General features: G+C 70.0%; 19 protein-coding genes. 6 read left to right on the forward strand and 13 right to left on the reverse strand.

Features of this window, described 5'->3' with window-relative positions; all coding sequences use genetic code 11:
- Positions 1-20 precede the first annotated feature (20 nt).
- The 4 genes from Q8Q88_RS00210 to Q8Q88_RS00225 form a co-directional block, all read right to left on the reverse strand.
- Positions 21-1,376 carry a cell wall metabolism sensor histidine kinase WalK gene (locus Q8Q88_RS00210; RefSeq protein WP_305673185.1) on the reverse strand — a complete coding sequence of 452 codons (1,356 nt, stop codon included), beginning with the start codon at positions 1,374-1,376 and terminating at the stop codon, positions 21-23.
- Positions 1,373-2,104, reverse strand: coding sequence for a response regulator (locus Q8Q88_RS00215; protein ID WP_305673186.1), 732 nt, complete (start codon positions 2,102-2,104; stop codon positions 1,373-1,375). The genes Q8Q88_RS00210 and Q8Q88_RS00215 overlap by 4 nt, the downstream gene beginning before the upstream one ends.
- 52 nt (positions 2,105-2,156) lie before the next feature.
- Positions 2,157-2,825 carry an MBL fold metallo-hydrolase gene (locus tag Q8Q88_RS00220; protein WP_305673187.1) on the reverse strand — a complete coding sequence of 223 codons (669 nt, stop codon included), beginning with the start codon at positions 2,823-2,825 and terminating at the stop codon, positions 2,157-2,159.
- A gap of 63 nt (positions 2,826-2,888) precedes the next feature.
- On the reverse strand, positions 2,889-4,436 hold the full coding sequence (locus Q8Q88_RS00225) for an amino acid permease (RefSeq protein ID WP_305673188.1): 1,548 nt from the start codon (positions 4,434-4,436) through the stop codon (positions 2,889-2,891).
- A gap of 173 nt (positions 4,437-4,609) precedes the next feature.
- Here Q8Q88_RS00225 and hrpB point away from each other — a divergent pair, with 173 nt between their 5' ends.
- On the forward strand, positions 4,610-7,048 hold the full coding sequence (gene hrpB, locus Q8Q88_RS00230; protein ID WP_305673189.1) for an ATP-dependent helicase HrpB: 2,439 nt from the start codon (positions 4,610-4,612) through the stop codon (positions 7,046-7,048).
- On the opposite strand, the gene Q8Q88_RS00235 is transcribed toward hrpB, so the two are convergent.
- From Q8Q88_RS00235 to Q8Q88_RS00245, 3 genes are read right to left on the reverse strand one after another with little or no spacing between them, the layout of a single operon-like run.
- Positions 7,045-7,833 carry an RNA methyltransferase gene (locus Q8Q88_RS00235; protein WP_305673190.1) on the reverse strand — a complete coding sequence of 263 codons (789 nt, stop codon included), beginning with the start codon at positions 7,831-7,833 and terminating at the stop codon, positions 7,045-7,047. The genes hrpB and Q8Q88_RS00235 overlap by 4 nt on opposite strands.
- Positions 7,830-8,723 (reverse strand): class I SAM-dependent methyltransferase, encoded by an 894-nt coding sequence (locus Q8Q88_RS00240; protein ID WP_305673219.1) that lies wholly within the window; start codon positions 8,721-8,723, stop codon positions 7,830-7,832. The genes Q8Q88_RS00235 and Q8Q88_RS00240 overlap by 4 nt, the downstream gene beginning before the upstream one ends.
- 57 nt (positions 8,724-8,780) lie before the next feature.
- On the reverse strand, positions 8,781-9,002 hold the full coding sequence (locus Q8Q88_RS00245) for a hypothetical protein (protein ID WP_305582716.1): 222 nt from the start codon (positions 9,000-9,002) through the stop codon (positions 8,781-8,783).
- 192 nt (positions 9,003-9,194) lie between these two features.
- On the opposite strand from Q8Q88_RS00245, the gene Q8Q88_RS00250 reads away from it, so the two are divergent.
- On the forward strand, positions 9,195-9,824 hold the full coding sequence (locus Q8Q88_RS00250) for a TetR/AcrR family transcriptional regulator (protein ID WP_371129788.1): 630 nt from the start codon (positions 9,195-9,197) through the stop codon (positions 9,822-9,824).
- 17 nt (positions 9,825-9,841) lie between these two features.
- Here Q8Q88_RS00250 and Q8Q88_RS00255 read toward each other — a convergent pair whose 3' ends face one another.
- Entirely contained in the window at positions 9,842-12,001 is a 2,160-nt protein-coding gene (locus Q8Q88_RS00255; protein ID WP_305673191.1) for a lytic transglycosylase domain-containing protein, read from the reverse strand.
- Positions 12,002-12,099: 98 nt separating this feature from the next.
- On the opposite strand from Q8Q88_RS00255, the gene dapA reads away from it, so the two are divergent.
- Genes dapA through Q8Q88_RS00270 form a run of 3 tightly spaced genes read left to right on the forward strand, consistent with a single transcriptional unit; the run spans position 12,100 to position 14,176 of the window.
- Positions 12,100-12,984: a 4-hydroxy-tetrahydrodipicolinate synthase gene (gene dapA, locus Q8Q88_RS00260; protein WP_305673192.1), complete on the forward strand. Its 885-nt coding sequence runs from the start codon at positions 12,100-12,102 to the stop codon at positions 12,982-12,984.
- Positions 12,984-13,439, forward strand: a complete 456-nt coding sequence (gene smpB, locus Q8Q88_RS00265) for an SsrA-binding protein SmpB (RefSeq protein ID WP_254836985.1) — start codon at positions 12,984-12,986, stop codon at positions 13,437-13,439. The genes dapA and smpB overlap by 1 nt, the downstream gene beginning before the upstream one ends.
- Positions 13,439-14,176 (forward strand): GNAT family N-acetyltransferase, encoded by a 738-nt coding sequence (locus Q8Q88_RS00270; protein ID WP_305673193.1) that lies wholly within the window; start codon positions 13,439-13,441, stop codon positions 14,174-14,176. Before smpB ends, Q8Q88_RS00270 begins: the two co-directional genes overlap by 1 nt.
- Here the strand turns inward: Q8Q88_RS00270 and Q8Q88_RS00275 are convergent.
- A complete protein-coding gene (locus Q8Q88_RS00275) occupies positions 14,173-14,820 on the reverse strand; it encodes a uracil-DNA glycosylase (RefSeq protein WP_305673194.1) in 648 nt (215 codons plus the stop codon). The genes Q8Q88_RS00270 and Q8Q88_RS00275 overlap by 4 nt on opposite strands.
- Positions 14,820-15,428: an NYN domain-containing protein gene (locus Q8Q88_RS00280; RefSeq protein ID WP_305673195.1), complete on the reverse strand. Its 609-nt coding sequence runs from the start codon at positions 15,426-15,428 to the stop codon at positions 14,820-14,822. Before Q8Q88_RS00280 ends, Q8Q88_RS00275 begins: the two co-directional genes overlap by 1 nt.
- Positions 15,429-15,455: 27 nt before the next feature.
- On the opposite strand from Q8Q88_RS00280, the gene folK reads away from it, so the two are divergent.
- Positions 15,456-15,983, forward strand: coding sequence for a 2-amino-4-hydroxy-6-hydroxymethyldihydropteridine diphosphokinase (gene folK / locus Q8Q88_RS00285; protein WP_305673196.1), 528 nt, complete (start codon positions 15,456-15,458; stop codon positions 15,981-15,983).
- Here the strand turns inward: folK and Q8Q88_RS00290 are convergent.
- The 3 genes from Q8Q88_RS00290 to Q8Q88_RS00300 are packed head-to-tail and all read right to left on the reverse strand — an operon-like array spanning position 15,970 to position 18,012.
- Entirely contained in the window at positions 15,970-16,419 is a 450-nt protein-coding gene (locus Q8Q88_RS00290) for a DoxX family protein (protein WP_305673197.1), read from the reverse strand. The two genes, folK and Q8Q88_RS00290, sit on opposite strands and share 14 nt — an antisense overlap.
- Positions 16,406-17,173, reverse strand: coding sequence for a DNA-binding domain-containing protein (locus Q8Q88_RS00295; RefSeq protein WP_305673198.1), 768 nt, complete (start codon positions 17,171-17,173; stop codon positions 16,406-16,408). Before Q8Q88_RS00295 ends, Q8Q88_RS00290 begins: the two co-directional genes overlap by 14 nt.
- The gene (locus Q8Q88_RS00300; protein WP_305673199.1) at positions 17,170-18,012 is read right to left on the reverse strand and encodes a DUF692 domain-containing protein; all 843 of its coding nucleotides are present in this window, start codon (positions 18,010-18,012) and stop codon (positions 17,170-17,172) included. Before Q8Q88_RS00300 ends, Q8Q88_RS00295 begins: the two co-directional genes overlap by 4 nt.
- Positions 18,013-18,027: the final 15 nt, after the last annotated feature.

Raw genomic sequence — 18,027 nt, forward strand, 5'->3', positions numbered from 1 at the left:
GTCGGTGTGGCAACAAATGCCTAGAGCGGTAGCTGGACCCGGGCGGTCAGCCCGCCGCCGCCGCGGTTGATGAGGGAGACATCCCCGCCGTGACCGCGGGCCACGGAGCGCACGACGGCGAGGCCGAGGCCTATCCCGCCGGTTTGGCGGCTACGCGAGGGCTCGCGGCGGTAGAAGGGTTCGAAGACCCGTTCGCGATCCTCGTTCGGGATGCCGGGACCGTCGTCTTCGATCTCGACCACGGCGCTGCCGGCGTCGACGAAGACCCGCGCCCGGGCCCGGCCGCCATACTTCACGGCGTTGTCGAGCAGGTTGGTGAACATGCGGCGCAGGGCGACCGGATCGCCGTGCAGGACCACCTTTTCGCCGCGCTCGACCTCGGTGTCGGCGCCGGTCTCGGCCATCTCGTCGCAGACGCTCTCCAGCAGGGAGGAAAGCTCCAAGGGTGTGCGCTCCCCGGCGCGGGTGGCGTCGCGCACGAAGGTCAGGGCCGCGGAGATCATCTCCTCCATCTGGTCGATGTCGGCGGCCATCTTGGCGCGGCTGTCCTCCGGCGCGCTCTCGATGCGGAACCGCAGGCGGGTGAGCGGCGTGCGCAGGTCGTGGGCGATGGCGCCGACCATGGCGGTGCGGTCCTCCACATAGCGGCGCAGGCGCTCCTGCATGTCGTTGAAGGCGCGCGCGGCGATGGCCACCTCGGCGGGGCCCTTCAGTGACAGCGGCGCGGCGCGGGGATCGCGCCCCAGCCGCTCGGCGGCGTCGGCGAACAGGCCGATGGGCGCCGACAGCCGGCGCGCGAACACATAGGCCACGGGCGCCATGGCCAGACCCGAGAGCAGGAACCAGAGCACGATCCGCTGCTGCCAGGGATCGAGCCCGATCGCGGGCTCGGGCCGCACGATCATCCATCTGCCGTCCGGCTGGCGGACCGCCACGTCGAAGGGTGCGATCAGGAAGTGCTCCTCGCGCTCCGCGGCGCCGCCCTCACGCGCCATTCGGTCGCGGACGATGCGGAACACCCGCCGATCGGAGACCGGGAAGCGGGAGGTCGCGGCGATCACCACGCGCTCGTCGGGGACGCCCAGCGCCTGGGCCAGTTGATGCCGGATGATCGGCGCCATGCGGCCCTCCATCGGCAGCTGGGGCGCGGCGTCGGCGAACTGAACGGTCAGCGGGCGTCGTTCGGTGAAGGTGGGCGTGGCGCCCCGGAACGCCGCGACGATCTCGCTCACGCGGTAGAAGTCCGGCGCGGGTGGCGGCAGGTTGAACAGCATGACCAGGCTGATGGTCTGGGCGGCCACCAGGCTGATGCCGATCAGGGCCAGGAGCTGGGCGAACAGCGAGGCCGTCGGCCGTCCCGACCAGGGAAGTCTCATCCCCGTTTCACCTTGGCGGTGAACATGTAGCCCTCGTTGCGGATCGTGCGGATCAGGTCCTGGCCGCCGCCGTCGTCCAGCTTGCGCCGCAGGCGGCTGATCTGCACGTCGATGGCTCGGTCGAAGGCTTCGGAATCCGGCCCGCGGGCGAACTCTAGGAGCTGGTCGCGGGTCAGCACCCGCTGCGGGCGCTCCACGAAGGTGCGGAGCAGTGAGAACTCACCGGAAGACAGGTTGACCACCACGCCCTGGGGCGAGCGAAGTTCGCGGCGCACCAGGTCGAGGCGCCAGCCGGCGAACTCGCAGCCGGCGGCGGCGCTCGTGGACTGGCCGCGTTGCTCGGCGCGGCGCAGCACCGCCCGCACCCGGGCCAGCAGTTCGCGCGGATTGCAGGGCTTGGAGAGATAGTCGTCGGCGCCCAGCTCGAGGCCGACGATGCGGTCGGTGTCCTCGCCCATGGCCGACAGCATGATGATCGGCGGGCCGTCGCCCACCGCCAGGCGGCGGCAGATGGCCAGGCCGTCCTCCCCGGGCAGCATGACATCCAGCACGATGAGGTCGACCGGGCCGCGCTCCAGCGCCTGTTCCATCTCGCGCGCGTCGCCGGCGGTGTCGACGGCGTAGCCGTGCTTGCCGAGGAAGTCGGAAACAACGTCCCGGATGCCCGGGTCGTCGTCGACCATCAGGATGCGCGCGGCCCGGTGAGGCTGATCTGTCGAGGTGTCCATTCGCGCCATCCTTACGTCTTCCCGTAACGCGCGGATTTCACGCTTGAAAGCATCATGCGTCGGCCAGCACCTCGTCGGCGACGAAGGGATTGGTGCGTCGCTCGGCCCCGAAGGTCGACATGGGGCCGTGGCCCGGCACGAAGGCGACGTCGTCCCCCAGCGGCCAGAGTCGGCCGGTGATGGAGTCGATGAGCTGCTGGTGATTGCCGCGGGGGAAATCGGTGCGGCCGATGGAACCCTGGAACAACACGTCGCCCACCTGGGCGAAGCGGGCCTCCCGGTGGAAGAAGACCACGTGACCGGGAGTGTGGCCGGGGCAGTGATAGACCTCGAACTGGGTCTCTCCCAGCGTCACTATGTCGCCGTCGGCCAGCCAGCGGTCGGGGGTGAAGGTCTTGGCGTCCGGCATGCCCCAGCGCGCCCCGGAGGTTCCGATCTCGTCGATCCAGAAGGCGTCGTCCGGGTGCGGTCCCTCGATGGGGCAGCCGGTGATCTCCTTGAGCGCCGCCGTGCCGCCGGCATGGTCCAGATGGCCGTGGGTGATCCAGATCTTCTCGAGGGTGAGGTCGTGCGCCTTCAGGGCCTCGAGCAGGCGGGGAACCTCCCCGCCGGGATCGATGATCGCGGCCTTCCGGGTCTTGGCGCACCAGACGATGGTGCAGTTCTGCGCCAGGGGCGTGACGGGGGCGATCAGGGCGCGGATGGGCGGTTCGGTGCTCATGGCCCTAACATCGGGCCTCCGCCGCCATATGAAAAGACCCGGGCGAACCCGGGTCTCTCCGTATCAGGCTTGGCGATCCGTCGGCGACGGCGCGCCGGGCATCGGCGGCACCGGGCCAGGCGGCGCATCGACCGCCAGTTCCGGCACGTCGATGATGCCGCGACCCACATGGCTGCGGCTGCGCCCGTAGAGGAAGTAGACCACCAGGCCGATGGCCGCCCAGCCCACGAACATCAGCTTGGTCTCGGTCGAGAGGCTGAAGAACAGGTAGACGCAGCCGATCGCCGCCAGCGGCGCGACGACCATGACGGCCGGGGTGCGGAAGGGACGCTTGCGGTCGGGATCGGTCTTACGCAGCACCATCACCGCGATCGCCACCATGGCGAAGGCGAACAGCGTGCCGGAGTTCGAGATGTCGGCCAGCACGCCCACCGGGAAGAAGGCGGCGAAGGCTGAGACGAACAGGCCGGTGATGATGGTGATGACATAGGGCGTGTGGAAGGTGGGGTGCACCTTCGAGAACACGGCCGGAAGCAGGCCGTCGCGGCTCATGACGAAGAAGATCCGGGTCTGGCCGAACATCATCATCAGGATGACGGAGGGCAGGGCGAGGCCGGCGGCGAGGCCGAGCAAGTTGCCGATCTGCGGCCAGCCGATGGAGCGCAGGGTCCAGGCCAGGGCTTCCTTGGAGCAGACCACGTGGCTTTCGGTGAGCGAGGCGCAGGCGGCCGACAGTTCCGGGCTGCCGGGACGCAGGCCCGCGCCGGTGGCGTCCATCACCGGCTGGGCGCCGACGGTGCCGATCACGCCCATGGCGACCAGGATGTAGAAGATGGTGCAGATGCCCAGCGAGCCGATCAGGCCGATCGGCATGTTCCTCTGTGGATTCTTGGTCTCCTCGGCCGCGGTCGAGACCGCGTCGAAGCCGACATAGGCGAAGAAGATCGAGGCCGCCGCCGCCGAGACCCCGGCCATGCCGAGCGGGGCGAAGGGTTCGAAGTTCTCCATCTTCATCACCGGCAGGGCCAGGACGCAGAAGAGCGACAGGGCGGCCACCTTGATGGCGACCAGGAAGGCGTTGACCGTCGCCGATTCCCGGGTGCCGACGACCAGCAGGGCGGTCACCACCAGGGCGATGAGGGCGGCGGGCAGGTTGATGATCCCGCCGTCCATCGGCCCGAGGACCAAGGCGTTGGGGATGTCGATATTGAAGGCGTTCTCCACCAGCCCGACCACATAGCCGGACCAGCCCACGGAGACCGCGCCGGCGGCGACCGCATATTCCAGGATCAGCGCCCAGCCGACCATCCAGGCCATCATCTCGCCCATCACGGCGTAGCTGTAGGTGTAGGCAGACCCGGAAACCGGGACCATGGACGACATCTCGGAGTAGCAGAGCGCGGCGACCGCGCAGACGAAGCCGGCTATGATGAAGGCCGCGATCATGCCGGGCCCGGCCTTTTGGGCCGCCTCGGCGGTGAGCACGAAAATCCCGGTGCCGATGATGGCCCCGATGCCGAGCATGGTGAGCTGGAATGGCCCCAGCGAGCGGTGCAGCGACTTTTTCTCGGCAGTCGCAAGAATCGCGTCGAGCGATTTAACTCGCCACATATTTCCTCCAGGAGTTCCGGCGGCCCCCGCCGCGCGGTCGTGATTTGGCGTTACGTGGCCTCTTCGGCGCCGTGCGGTCAAGCGCCAACGCACGTGGAGCGATTGCGCCAAACCCGGCGCCCGGGGAATGGGCGGCCGCTTGGCGCGGGAACGCGGCCCGGCTAGACCGCAGCATGCTCCCGGTCGAGGAAATTTTGCCCGTGCTGCGAACGGCGCTCTCCGAGCGCACGTCGGCCGTGCTGGTGGCGCCGCCAGGCGCCGGGAAGACCACCGTCATTCCCCTGCGGCTGCTGGACGCCGAGTGGCTGGCCGGCCGCAAGATCGTCATGCTGGAGCCACGCCGGCTGGCCGCCCGCGCCGCGGCCGAGCGCATGGCCCAGACGCTGGACGAACGGGTCGGCGACACGGTCGGCTACAGGGTGCGGATGCAGTCGAAGGTCTCGGCGCGGACCCGGATCGAGGTGGTCACCGAGGGCGTGTTCAGCCGGATGATCCTCGCCGATCCGACGCTGGACGGCGTCGGGGCGGTGATTTTCGACGAGTTCCACGAGCGCAGCCTGGACGCCGACCTCGGCCTGGCGCTGGCGCGCGACACCCAAGGCCTGCTGCGCGATGACCTGCGCATCCTGGTGATGTCGGCCACGCTGGACGGCGCCGCGGTGGGCCGGCTGCTGGACGAGGCGCCGGTGATCGAGAGCCAGGGCCGGGCCTTTCCGGTGGACACCCGGTATCTCGGCCGTGACGAGCGCCTGCGCCTGGAGGATCGCGTGGTCCGCGCCGTGGAGCGCGCCCTGGCCGAAGAAACCGGCAGCGTTCTGGTCTTCCTGCCGGGGCAGGGGGAGATTCGCCGCGCGGCCGAGCTGCTGGTCGAGCGGGTGCGGCGGCCGGACGTGCGGATCGCGCCGCTCTATGGCGCTCTCGACCCCGCCGAGCAGGACGCCGCCATCTCTTCGCCGCCGCCGGGCGTCCGCAAGGTGGTCCTGGCGACCTCCATCGCCGAGACCAGCCTGACCATCCAGGGCGTGCGGGTGGTGATCGATTCGGGCGTGGCGCGGGTCCCGCGCTTCGATCCGGCCAGCGGCCTCACCCGCCTGGCCACCGTCCGTGTCAGCCGCGCCGCCGCCGACCAGCGCCGGGGACGGGCGGGCCGCACCGAGCCCGGCGTCGCCTACCGCCTCTGGGACGAGGCCGAGACCCGCGCCCTGCCGGCCTATGCCGATCCGGAGATCCTCGACGCCGACCTCTCGGGCCTGGCGCTGGACCTGGCCCGCTGGGGCGCCAAGGACGCGACGAGCCTGGCCTTCCTCGACCCGCCGCCGGCCGCCGCCTTTGCAGAAGCCCGCGGCCTGCTGCGGCGGCTGGAGGCCCTCACCGACGACGGCGTGCTGACCGCTCATGGCGAGGCCCTGGCCGAGTTCCCCCTGGCGCCGCGGCTGGCCCACATGGTGCTCAAAGCCCAGGCCAGCGGGCAGGGCGGTCGCGCCGCGCGGATCGCCGCCCTGGTCACCGAGCGCGGCCTGGGCGGACGTGACGCCGACCTGCGGCATCGGCTGGAAGGGTTCGAACGCGACCGCTCGCCCCGCGCCCGCGACGCCCGGGCCCTGGCCGATCGCTGGGCCGGCCTGGCGGGCAAGGCCGGGCGCGAGGCGCCGCTGGACGACGGCCTGCTGCTGGCCTTCGCCTATCCGGAGCGGATCGCCAAGGCGCGCGGCGGCTCAGGCGAGTTCCAACTGGTCAGTGGTCGGGGCGCCTTCGTGGAGCCCAGCGACGCGCTCGCCCGTGAGAAATGGCTGGCGGTGGCCGAACTGGGCGGCGGCGACCGGCGCGACCGCATACTGCTAGCCGCACCCCTGGACGAGGCCGACCTCGCCAGGATCTTCGCCGGCCAACTCGAGACCGAGACCCGGCTGGAGGAGAGCGGCGGCGGACGCCTGCGCGCCAAGCGGATCGTGCGGCTGGGTCGCCTGGCCATCTGCGAGGAGATCGACGAGCGGCCCGATCCGGCCCTGATCGCCGCCGCCCTGGCCGATCGGGTTCGCGCCGAGGGCCTCTCGGCCCTGCCCTGGAGCGAGGCGACCCTCGGCCTGCGCCGGCGCGCGGCCTTCTTGAGATCTCGGGAGGGCGAGGCATGGCCCGACCTGTCGGACGCGGCGCTTGTCGGGCGGCTGGAGGATTGGCTGACGCCCTTGCTGATCGGCGTTCGCGCGCTGGCCGCCCTTAAGCCCGATGCCCTGGACGGCGCGGTCCGCGCCCTGATTCCCTGGGACCAGCAGCGCCGGCTGGACGCCGCCGCGCCCATCCGCTGGACCGCCCCCACCGGCAACAGCTTCGCCATCGACTACGCCGCCGAGGGCGGGCCCCGAGTCGATGTCCGCGTGCAGGAGGTGTTCGGCCTCAACGACCATCCCTCGGTCGGCGGCGTTCTGATCACATTGTCGCTCCTGTCGCCGGGCCATCGTCCGGTCCAGATGACCAAGGACCTGCCTGGCTTCTGGAAGGGATCCTGGAAGGACGTCCGCTCCGACATGCGCGGCCGCTATCCCAAGCACGTCTGGCCGGAAGACCCCGCGACCGCCGCGCCCACGGCGCGCGCCAAGCCGCGCGGAACTTAAGTCGCCGCGTAGATCATGATCCCCGTGGCCACCGCGAGGTTGAGGCTGTCGGCCCGGCCGCGCATGGGGATCTTGACGTTGACGTCGCAGAGTGCGGCCATGTCCGGGGTCAGGCCCTGCTGCTCGTTGCCCATCAGCACCAGGGTGGGCTTGGCGTAGGTGGCCTGGCGGTGGTCGACCTCGGCGGTCAGCAAGGTGCCCACCACCGAGCCCGGCCAGGCCGCGCGCCAGGCTGCGAACTCGGCCTCGGCGGCCTTGACGATCGGCACGGCGAAGATCGAGCCCATGGTGGCGCGCACGGCCTCCACAGAGAACGGGTCGCAGCACTCGCCCACCAGGATCACCGCCCCGCAGCCCGCCGCGTCGGCGGTGCGCACGATGGTCCCCAGGTTCCCGGGGTCGCGAACCCGGTGCAGCCCGACGAAGCAGGGCGCCGCGTCCGGCCTCAGATCCTCCAGCGCCGTGAAGATCTGCGCGAAGACACCGACCACGGCTTGCGGATTGTCGCGCCGCGAGACCTTGGCGAGTATCTCCTGGGTTACCTCGATCACCTCGCCCCGCGCGGCCTGGGTCGCGGCGATGGCCTGGCGGAGCAGGGGATGGCCCTGCGCCTCCTGGCCGTACATCAGGATGGCCGGCGCATGGCCCAGTTCGACCGCCTCGGTGACGATCTTCAGGCCCTCGGCGACGAACAGGCCGGTCGCATCGCGTTCCTTGCGTAGATGCAGGGCGCGAACGGCCTTGACCGTCGGATTGGTCAGGGAGGTGACGGCGCGCCCGGTCACGCGGCCCACCGGGCGTAGAAGCTCATGCCCACCTGGCGTTCGCCGCCGTCCTGGACCAGGGCCAGCTCACCCCATTCGATCTTGCCGCCCCGGTCGCCGAGCTTGTCGGCTAGGAGGCCGGCCAGGGCCGCGCCGGAGATCCGCTCGGCATAGGCGTTGAGTAGAAGGAAAGAAGCATTTTCCGATAGAAGTTCAGCGCATAGGGTCGAAAGTTCAGGCAGGTTCTCGAACAGTCGCCACACCTCGCCATCGGGTCCGCGGCCGTATTTCGGCGGATCGAGGATGATCCCCTCATAGCGCGAGCCGCGCCGCACCTCGCGCTGGACGTAGCGTCGCGCGTCCTCGCAGATCCAGCGGATCGGACGGTCCTCCAGCCCCGACAGGGCGGCGTTCTCCCGCGCCCAGCCGATGGCCTTCTTCGAGGCGTCCACGTGGGTGACGGCCGCGCCGGCCGCCGCGCAGACCAGGCTGGCCACGCCCGTATATCCGAACAGGTTCAGCACCTTGGGCTGACCTCCTGCGGCGCGGACCTTCGCGTCCAGCCAGGCCCAGTTGGCCGCCTGCTCGGGGAAGAAGGCCAGGTGCCGAAATGCGGTGAAGCGCGCCTGGAACCTGGCCTCGCCCCAGGCCATGGGCCAGCTTTCCTTGGGTTTGCCCTGGAAGCGCCAGCGGCCGGCGTCCTCCTCATCGCTGGGATCGAAGACGGCGTCGGCCCGCGCCCAGACCTCCGGCGCCAGCTTCGGGCTCCACAGGGCCTGCGGTTCTGGCCGGACCACGGAATAGGGGCCGTAACGCTCCAGCTTGCGGCCATCGCCACTGTCCAGCAGGCCGTAGTCGCTCCAGCCGGTGGTGCGCATGACGCCGGGAGCCTCGGCGACGGCGGGGGCGATCTTGCTCATGGCCTCCGCACTAGCCGTTCGGGCGCCCGGCCGTCCAGCCTCGGGAAGCTAGTGGCTCTGCAGCGCCGCTTCGGTGCTCTCGATCTCTTCCTTGATCCAGTCGTGGCCGTTGAACGCGAAGACGCCTTCCAGGGCGGCGATATGGACGCTCAGGCGGTCGCGGATTTCGGGGTCGACGTCGGTGCGCCCGGCCATCCACTTGGCGATGAGGTGAAGGCCGAAAGCGCTATGCAGGGCTAGGCGTTGGAGTTGGTCGTCCGGCAGTTTCATGGTCGCTTCCAATCCGTGAGACATCCCCAAGGAAAGTTGGCGCCCGCCGCCGCGGTTCCGTCAAGCTGCGGCGTTGCGGCGCGCCTGAATCTGCAGTCTGGCCTTAGTCACGGAAATGCCTCACTTTCCGGAGGCGGACTCGCCAAGAGGCGGTTATGGTCCGCGGAGTGTTCAGACGTCGGAAGGATTCCCGTGACCACGGCAGTGACCACGAGACGCTCGGCCCGCAAGCCCAAGGGTGACGGCCATCTGCGTCGCGCCGAGATTCTAGAGGCCGCGGAGCGCATCTTCGTCGCCGAAGGCTATGAAGGCGCCACGATCCGCAAGATCGCCGACGAGGTGGGGGTGTCCTCCACCGCCCTCTACATGCACTTCCCGGACAAGGGCTGCATCCTGCTCGAGATCTGCGAGCGGACCATGGAGCAGTTGCTGGAACGCAACAGCATCATCGCCGCCAAGCCGGTGGACGCCGCCACGCGGGTCAAGCTGATGCTGGAATCCTATATGCGCTGGGGTTTCGAGCATCCCAACGCCTATGAGCTGGTGTTCTCCGGCGCCCGGCAAATCTCGGGAGTCTGGCACGAGGGCACCGCCGACATGGGCGCCCGCTGCTACGAGATCTTCTCCGGCGTGGTGCGTGAGATCGCCGCCGAGGGCCGCCTGCGCACCGGCACGGCGGACTCGGCCGCCCAGGCCCTGTGGGCCTCCTGCCACGGGGTCGTGACCCTGATGGTCACCCGGCCGAACTTCGGCTGGGCCCCCACCGACGAGATCATCGAGGTCACCCTCGACGGCCTGATGCACGGCCTGGTGGCCGACTAGCCTTACTGGGCCGACCCTTATTGGGGATTGGGAATCGGCGTGTTCGCCCCGCCGATCGGCAGGCGGGGCGCCGTCGTCTGGGCGGGACCGGCATAGGTCCCGTATGCGCCGCGCCGCAGGTCGCTCGAAAGGGTGATCGGGGCGCTGCCGCCGTTGAGCTTGGCCCGGTAAACTTGCATCCCCTCCATCACCCGCATGACGTAGTTGCGGGTTTCCGAGAACGGAATGCACTCGATGAAGTCGACCGGATCGGTCGAACCGCCGCGCGGGTCGCCGCAGAAGGCCGTCCATTGGCTAGGGCGTCCGGGCCCGGCGTTGTAGGCGGCGATGGCCATCGGATAGGAGCCGGAGAAGGTTCCGATCATCTCGCCCAGATAGGCCTGGCCGAGCTGCATGTTGTAGTCCGGATCGTCCAGCATGCCCGGCGAATAGTTCATTCCGGCCTTGCGGGCTGTGAGCGCCGCGGTGGCCGGCATCAACTGCATCATGCCCCGTGCGCCCACGCCGGAGCGCACCAGGGGATCGAAGCCGCTTTCCTGCCGGGTGATCCCGAGCGTGAGCGCGGTTTCCGGAGCGCCCATCACCTGAGGCGGGGTGCGGAGCGGATAGCCGCGGCCCGGCAGGATGAAACCGCGCTGGGCGGCGGTTCGGACCACCTTCATCGAGGTGTCCTGGTCGCCATAGGCGCGGGCCAGGTCGACCAGCAGGGCCTGCTCCTCGGCCGTCGGCAGGACGTCATCCAGGGCCAGGACGAAGGCGCGGAAGCGGTCCTTGTCGCCCATCTCGTGGAGCAGGCGCGCCGCGCGCACCGAACCACGCCCCTCGAACCGGGCGCGGTCGGCCTGGGTCACCGTTGGGTCCTGGCCGAGCGTCAGGCGCCCTCCGTCCACCTTCTCGCCGGCCAGCAGACCGTAGAAGGTGGTGTTGTGCCGCGCCGCGGCCGAATAGAAGCCCTCGGCCTTGGCCTTGTCGCCGGCGGCCTCCGCCGCCCGGCCGCGCCAGTAAAGCGCCCGGCCGCGGGTGATCGGCGACGAGCCGATCTTCTCCAGGTTGGCGAAATGGATATCGGCCTGCTTCGGGTTGCGCAGCCGATTGAGCGCCAGCCAGCCGGCGTAGAACTCCGCGTCCGCCGCGTCGCCGCCCGAGGTCAGGCCGCTATTTGCTGCGGCGGCATAGGCGCCCTGAGCGTCGCCGTTGCGCAGGGCGAACAGCACCAGGCGGTAACGCTCGTCCCAAATCCGGTCGGCCATCTCGGCATGCGGCGCCTCGGTCGGGAAATAGCGCACCTGGGCCAGGGCCAGGTTCTCGAGATTGCGCTTGCGGTAGAAGGCGGCGCGCTCGAAGGCCAGGCCCGGATGGTTGGCGAATTGCGGGGGCAGGGCGGCGGCCAGGTCGTTGGCGTTGGTGGCGTTGGCCCGATAGGCCATCCGCGCCTGGGCCAGGGCCAGGTGGTCCAGCGGCAGCAAGGGCAGCAGTTCGCGGGCGGCCGGCCCCTGCGCGCCATAGAGCACGACGTCGGCCCGGCGGATGTGGTCCTCGGGCGTCAGCGCGGCCCCGAACCGGGCCAGCATGGCCCTCTGCGGGGCGACCTCGAAGATCCGGTTGCGCCAGAAACCGCGGATCAGCTCGGCGGCCTCCTTGGGCTTGCCGGTGGCCTGATAGGCGGAGGCCAGCGCCATGGCGCCCTCGGCGGTCTGGGGTTCGCCGCCGCCGAACCACTCGACGATTCGCTGCGGGCTCTGGCCGGAGGTCTCTAGTAGCCGCTCGGAGGCCTGCAGCCGGCGCTGGCCGCGCGGCCAGCCGGCCAGGTCGCGGCGAGCCTGGTCAACCTCGAAGAACGACAGCGACTCGGCGGCGGCGTCGACCAGGGCCCAGGTGGCGATCTTCTTGGCGATCGGATCGCCGATCATGCCGATGGCCGAGCGGGCGCCGGTGACGTCGGCCCGCTTGGCGGCGTCCAGCGCGCTGCGCAGGGCCGCGGAATCGGCGTCGGACAAGGCTTGGCGATAGGCGGTCTGCGGGGTCTGGGTCAGTTCGATCGGGCGCGGCGGCCCCTCATAGGCCTGGCGCGTGGACGCGGGCTGGGCCTGGGCGACGCTCGTGACGAGGATCGCGGCCGTGGCGGTCAGGAACGCTTTGCGGGCCTTGAAGTGCAAGTTGGCGAACTCCGGTCTCATGATAGATATGTTGCGGCGCGGGGGCGGGCCAACATATTGTCCGGCCAAATCTTGAGGCCGCAATTAACAGGCCTCGCTTTCACGGCTTTTTGCAGACCATGTCAGATCCATTGTTCAAGGGCGTCATGCCAGCCCTGGTGACGCCGTTCCGCGACGGCGGCCTGGACGAGCAGGCCTTCGTGGCCCTCGTCGAGCGCCAGATCGCCGGCGGCGTCCATGGCCTGGTGCCCGTCGGCACCACCGGGGAGACCGCGACCCTCAGCCACGACGAGCATCGTCGCGTCGTCGAGTTGTGCGTCAAGGCGACAGGCGGTCGCGTCCCGGTGATCGCCGGGGCGGGGTCAAACTCCACTGCCGAGGCCATCGAGCTGGTCCGCCACGCCAAGACCATCGGCGCCGACGCGGCCCTGGTGGTGACGCCCTACTACAATCGCCCCAGCCAGGAAGGCCTCTACGCCCACTATGCGGCGATCAACGAGGCCGTGCAGCTGCCGGTGCTGGTCTACAACGTGCCGGGCCGGACCAGCGTCGATATCGCCGACACGACCCTGGCGCGGCTGGCCAAGCTGCCGAACATCGTGGGCGTCAAGGACGCCACCGGAGACATGTCCCGGGCGACCATGCAGCGCCTGCTGTGCGGCGACGACTGGGTGATGCTCACCGGGGACGACCCGACGGCGCTCGGCTACATGGCCCATGGCGGCCACGGCTGCATCTCGGTGACCTCCAACGTCGCCCCGGACCTCTGCGCCACCTTCTACAACGCCGCCCTGGCCGAGGACTGGAAGACCGCTCTCTATTGGCAGGACCGGTTGTTCCGCCTGCACAAGGCGCTGTTCTCGGATGCGTCGCCGGCGCCGACCAAGTTCGCCCTGGCGCACCTGGGCCTGTGCGACGCCTTCGCGCGCCTGCCGATCACGCCGGCCTCGGAGGCTTCGCAGGCCGAAGTGCTGGCCGCCATGCGGGAAGCCGGCGTGGTCTGATGGCCGGCAAGCTGATCGCCGAGAACCGCCGCGCGCGGTACGACTACTTCCTGGAGGAGACCTTCGAGGCAGGCATCATGCTGACCGGCTCGGAGGTGAAGTCGCTGCGCCTCGGCCGCGCCAATATCGCGGAGTCCTACGCCTCGGTGGAAGGCAAGGACATCGTGCTGATCAACGCCGACATCCCGCCCTTCGCCCAGGCCAACCGCTTCAACCACGAGCCGCGCCGGCACCGGAAGCTGCTGCTGCACAAGAAGCAGCTCGACAAGCTGATCGGCGCCGTCCAGCGCGAGGGCCGCACGCTTATCCCGACCAAGCTCTATTGGAACGAGAAGGGCCTGGCCAAGCTGGAGATTGCGCTCGCCAAGGGCAAGAAGACCCACGACAAGCGCGAGGCCACCGCCGAGCGCGACTGGCAACGCGACAAGGCCCGCCTGATGCGGGACAAAGGCTAGTGGAAGTCGAGGCCATCGAACGCGCGACGCTCGCCGCCGTCGCGCCGCGCGCGGTCGCCGAGGTCGACGGCTGGCTGGTCGCCCTCGAGCCCGGCACGATCCGGCGCGCCAAGAGCGCGGTCCCGCTCCTCCATGATCCGGCCTTCTCGCCCGCGATCCTCGACCGCATCGAGGCCGCCTTCGCCGAGTCTGGGCTGGAACCGGCCTTCCGCCTGGCCGACGCGCCCGGTCTTGAGGCCGTGCGGGCCGAGCTCACCCGCCGGGGCTATGGCTTCGAGCAGCCGACGCTCGTGAAGGTCGGCTCACCGATGGCCATGGTCGCCGCCGCCAGAGGTGCGCCCGCCGACGTCGCCGATGCGCCGGACGAGGGCTGGGCCCAGGTGTTCACGGGCCAGGGATTCGATCCTGCTGACGGCGCCAACCGGGTGGCGGCGCTGACTCGCTCGCCGGACGCCGTCTATGGTGGAGTGCGGCAGGACGGCCGGACGGTGGCGGTGGGCGTCGCCGCCTTCCGCCAAGGTTGGGCCAGCGTGCACGGCATGCGCACCGATCTCAGCCGCCGTGGCGAAGGTCTGGCCGGACGTGTCCTGGCGGGTCTGGCCGGCGCCGCCCAGGCGCGCGGGATCGACCGGGTGTTCCTGCAGGTGGAGGAAGCCAATACGCCCGCCCGCTCGCTCTATCGCGCGTTCGGGTTCAGGCTGGCCTGGCGGTATTTCTACTGGAGCCGGCCCGCCTAGCCGTCCACCAGTTCCCGCGCCCGGCGGAAAACCGCCTCGAACATCTCAGCCGTCAGCCGGCCGGTGTTCGTGTTGAGCCGCGAGCAGTGGTAGCTATTCAGCACCACATAGGGCCCGGCCTGGAACTCCGTCCCGTGGCCCGGCGGGCCGGCCGAGGCCTTCAGCCCCAGCGCCTTCAGCACATTGCGCCGCGAGACGTCGCCCAGGGTGATGATGACCTTGAGCCGGGGCAGGGCCGTGAGCCGGGCGGTCAGGAACGGGCGGCAGGTGTTCTCTTCGCGGGTCTCGGGTTTGTTGCCCGGCGGGGCGCAGCGCACCGCATTGGTGATCATGCAATCGACCAGCTCGAGCCCGTCATTCGGGTCGGCCTTGTAGACGCCGCGCGCGAAGCCGGTCTTGATCAGGGTCTCGTAAAGCATCCAGCCGGCGCCATCGCCGGTGAAGGGCCGCCCCGTGCGGTTGGCCCCCGTGCGGCCAGGCGCCAGGCCCGCCACCAGCAGGCGCGCCTGCTGGTCGCCGAAGGACGGCGCCGGGCCGTTCCACCAGTCGGGGTTCTGGGCGCGGTTGGCCTCGCGATAGGCGACCAGCCGGGGACAGAGCGGGCAGTCGCGGGGCGGCTCGGCGCCCCAGAGCTCAACCGACACTAGGCTTCGGCGTCGACGTCGGCGTCCGCGTCGCGGTCGGCCGAACCGGTACGGCTTTCCTGGATGAAGCGGGGCAGGCGCGAGGGCCGGCCGATGATGTCGGCCAGGTCGGCCAGGTCCACGAAGCTGTCGGCCTGGCGGCGCAGGTCATCGGACGCCATCGGCGGCTGCGACTTGACGGTGGAGACCACGGTGACCCGCGCGCCCTTGCGCTGAACGGCCTCGACCAGGACCCGGAAGTCGCCGTCGCCAGAGAACAGCACCAGGTGGTCGGCGTGGCCGGCCATCTCCAGCATGTCGACGGCGATCTCGACATCCATGTCCCCGCGCCAGCGCTTGCGGCCCTGGGCGTCGGTGTATTCCCGTGCTGGCTTGGTCACCAGGCGGAAGCCGTTGTAGTCCAGCCAGTCCACCAGCGGGCGGATCGGGGAGTATTCCTGATCCTCGACCAGGGCGGTGTAGTAGTAGGCGCGGATCAGGACGCCGCGCTTGCGGAATTCTTCCAGAAGCTTGCGATAGTCGATATCGAAGCCCAGCCCCTTGGCGGCCGAATACAGGTTCGCGCCGTCGATGAAGAGCGCGAGCCTGTCGGTGGGGTAGAACGTCATGGTTGCGGAAATCCTGGAAATGGGGCGTTGGGCTTGAAGGCGGACGAGGCGGTCATCATCGCCCTTGGCGGAAATATCGCCGGCGACTTTGGGTCGTCCGAAGCCCTTCTCGAAGCGGCGCTCGCGCGTTTCGCAGAGGCGGGATTGCCTCTGGTGGCCCGGTCGTCCTGGTGGCGCTCCGCCGCCTGGCCGGACCCGACAGGCCAGGAGTATCGCAACGGCGTCGTGCTTGTCGAGGCTCGACAGCCCCCCGAACACGTAATCCGAACATTGTTCAACCTCGAGGTGGCGTTCGGGCGCGAACGTGGTGCGCGGAACGCCGCGCGGACGCTCGATCTCGACCTCATCGCCCACGGCAGGACGGTCTCAGACGATCCGAACCTGACCCTGCCGCACCCCCGCGCCCACGAGCGGCTGTTCGTCATGGGCCCCCTGGCCGAGATCGCGCCGGAGTGGCGTCATCCCGTGCTGGGCAGGACCGCGGCGGAACTGGCCGCCAACGCGACGGTGGGCCTGGACGCGAGGCCGGTCCGGCCGTCCGTCAGGCGATCCTGAGCGCGCGGTCCAGCGACCAGGCGTCGCCGCCACGGGCGACGAGGAAGATTAGGATCGCCGCCCAGGACAGGTGGGTCGGCCAGGCGTCGGGATAGACGAAGATCTGAATCACCAGGGTCATGCCGAGCAGGGCCAGGGCCGCGAAGCGGGTGAACAGGCCCAGGACCAGCAGGATCGGGAAGGCGTGCTCGGCGTAGGTCGCCAGGTGCGCGGCGAGGTCGCTCGGGATCAGCGGCACCCTGTATTCCTCGGCGAAGAGCACATAGGTCCCGTCGCGCAGGTGCAGCAGGCCGTCGACCTTGGTGCGTCCGGACTGCCAGAAGACCCCGGCTATGCCGAGGCGCGCGACGAACGACAGGAGGGCCTGCGGCAGGGCGCGTTCGGCGGCCGCGCCCGCCAGGGCGAATGGCGCGCGCGCGGTTTCAAGCAGGGACATGGGGCGGCTCCGGTTCGATAGGGATGAAGTCTGTGAAGGCGCCGAAGCCGATCAAGCGGCCCAGCAGGCTGCCCAGCTCGGCCCTGGGATCAGTGGCCAGGGCGGCGATGGCGCAGTCGAGCAGGGTTGCGCCGCTCCGGGAGGCGTCGAGGAAGGCGAAGGCCGCCGCATCCAGGACCAGGGCCTCGACGCTTTCCGCCGGGCGCGCCAGCAGCAAGCCTTCGGGGCGATCGTCGAGCAGCAGTTCACCGCCCTCGAAGTCGGTTCGATTGGCCAGCCACAGCGTCGGAATGGTGGTCTCGAACCAGGCGAAGCGGGCTGAGGGATGCAGGCGACAACGCGTTCGCTCCATCGCCCCGGCGTCAAGCTCCGCCAGGCTGCCGAACCCGAGCACCGGGACGTCCGCCGCCAGGTGGGCCTCGGTCCAGCCCCGATCGAGCCGGGCGATGTCGGGGAGGAAGGGAAGCAAACCCGCCGGGGGGAACTCGACCAGGAAGTCGGCGAAGCCCTCGCCGTAGAGCGACAGCATCGGACAGCTCGGCGCGTGGATCTCGGCGAAGGCGGCGGCCGCGGCGCGAGTCCAGTCCGACCCGGTCAGCGCGGCAATGGCGGGATAATTGGCTTCCAAGGCGTCGATCCAGCCCTTCCAGACCGTATTGCGGTAGACGGCGAAGGCGGGATGCGCGGCCAGGGGATGCTCCGCTCCCCTCAGGCCCGCGGCGAAGGCGTCCTGCCAGGCAGCTAGCGGGCTCATGCGGCGACCCCGCGGCTGCAGGTCGTCAGCACCGCATGGGCGCGATCACGCTCGGCCATCAGCTCGGCGAAGGCGGGTATATCGTCGTCGCGCTCGATCAGTGTCGGCCGGGGGCCGATCCGCGCGACCAGGCGCTCGTACAGGGCCCAGACCCGATCGGCGACAGGCGCGGAATGGCTGTCGATCAGCAGGGCGCGGCCCAGGTCCGGGTCTTCGGCGTGGCCGGCCAGATGGATTTCAGCGACGTGTTCGCCGGGAAAGGCGTCGAGATAGGCTTCCGCCGAAAAGCGGAGGTTGTTGGCGCTGACGAAGACGTTGTTGACGTCCAGCAACAGGCTGCAGCCGGTGCGACGCACCAACTCGCTCAGGAAATCGATCTCGTCCCAGTCGTGCCCGTCGATAGGCATGTAGTGGCTAGGGTTCTCCACGGCGATGGGGCGGCCCAGTGCGTCCTGCGCCCGGTGCACGTTGGCCGCGATCCGAGTGAGCGCCTGGCGCGTTCGCGGAAAGGGCAGCAGGTCGGGATGGTAGGCCCCCCGCCAAGCCGACCAGGCCAGATGCTCGGAGACGAGGGCCGGCTTGAAGCGGTCGACCAGGTCCTTCAGGCGCGCGAGATGGCCGCGATCGGGGTCCGCGTCCGCGGCGAGCGACAGGGCCACGCCATGGAAGGAGAGGGGACGGCGGGCTCCCATGCGCTCGAGCCAGGTGAGCCGCGGCCCGCCGTCCGCCATGTAGTTCTCGGGATGGACCTCGAACCACAGCCCGCCCGCCGAAGCGGCCAGCGCCTCTTGATAGTGGATGGGCTTCAGGCCCAGTCCAGCGGTCAGGTCGTGGTTCATGGCGTGCTCCGGCCC

The sequence above is a fragment of the Phenylobacterium sp. genome, from assembly GCF_030697925.1.
GTDB lineage: Bacteria > Pseudomonadota > Alphaproteobacteria > Caulobacterales > Caulobacteraceae > Phenylobacterium.

Excerpts from the sequence above, each read along its gene's own strand:
- dapA (WP_305673192.1), top strand. The coding sequence starts at position 12,100 with ATGTCAGATCCATTGTTCAAGGGCGTCATGCCAGCCCTGGTGACGCCG.
- smpB (WP_254836985.1), top strand. The coding sequence starts at position 12,984 with ATGGCCGGCAAGCTGATCGCCGAGAACCGCCGCGCGCGGTACGACTAC.
- Q8Q88_RS00245 (WP_305582716.1), bottom strand. The coding sequence starts at position 9,002 with ATGAAACTGCCGGACGACCAACTCCAACGCCTAGCCCTGCATAGCGCT.
- Q8Q88_RS00290 (WP_305673197.1), bottom strand. The coding sequence starts at position 16,419 with ATGTCCCTGCTTGAAACCGCGCGCGCGCCATTCGCCCTGGCGGGCGCG.
- Q8Q88_RS00225 (WP_305673188.1), bottom strand. The coding sequence starts at position 4,436 with ATGTGGCGAGTTAAATCGCTCGACGCGATTCTTGCGACTGCCGAGAAA.
- Q8Q88_RS00210 (WP_305673185.1), bottom strand. The coding sequence starts at position 1,376 with ATGAGACTTCCCTGGTCGGGACGGCCGACGGCCTCGCTGTTCGCCCAG.
- Q8Q88_RS00300 (WP_305673199.1), bottom strand. The coding sequence starts at position 18,012 with ATGAACCACGACCTGACCGCTGGACTGGGCCTGAAGCCCATCCACTAT.
- Q8Q88_RS00295 (WP_305673198.1), bottom strand. The coding sequence starts at position 17,173 with ATGAGCCCGCTAGCTGCCTGGCAGGACGCCTTCGCCGCGGGCCTGAGG.
- Q8Q88_RS00255 (WP_305673191.1), bottom strand. The coding sequence starts at position 12,001 with ATGAGACCGGAGTTCGCCAACTTGCACTTCAAGGCCCGCAAAGCGTTC.
- Q8Q88_RS00220 (WP_305673187.1), bottom strand. The coding sequence starts at position 2,825 with ATGAGCACCGAACCGCCCATCCGCGCCCTGATCGCCCCCGTCACGCCC.
- Q8Q88_RS00215 (WP_305673186.1), bottom strand. The coding sequence starts at position 2,104 with ATGGACACCTCGACAGATCAGCCTCACCGGGCCGCGCGCATCCTGATG.
- hrpB (WP_305673189.1), top strand. The coding sequence starts at position 4,610 with ATGCTCCCGGTCGAGGAAATTTTGCCCGTGCTGCGAACGGCGCTCTCC.
- Q8Q88_RS00280 (WP_305673195.1), bottom strand. The coding sequence starts at position 15,428 with ATGACGTTCTACCCCACCGACAGGCTCGCGCTCTTCATCGACGGCGCG.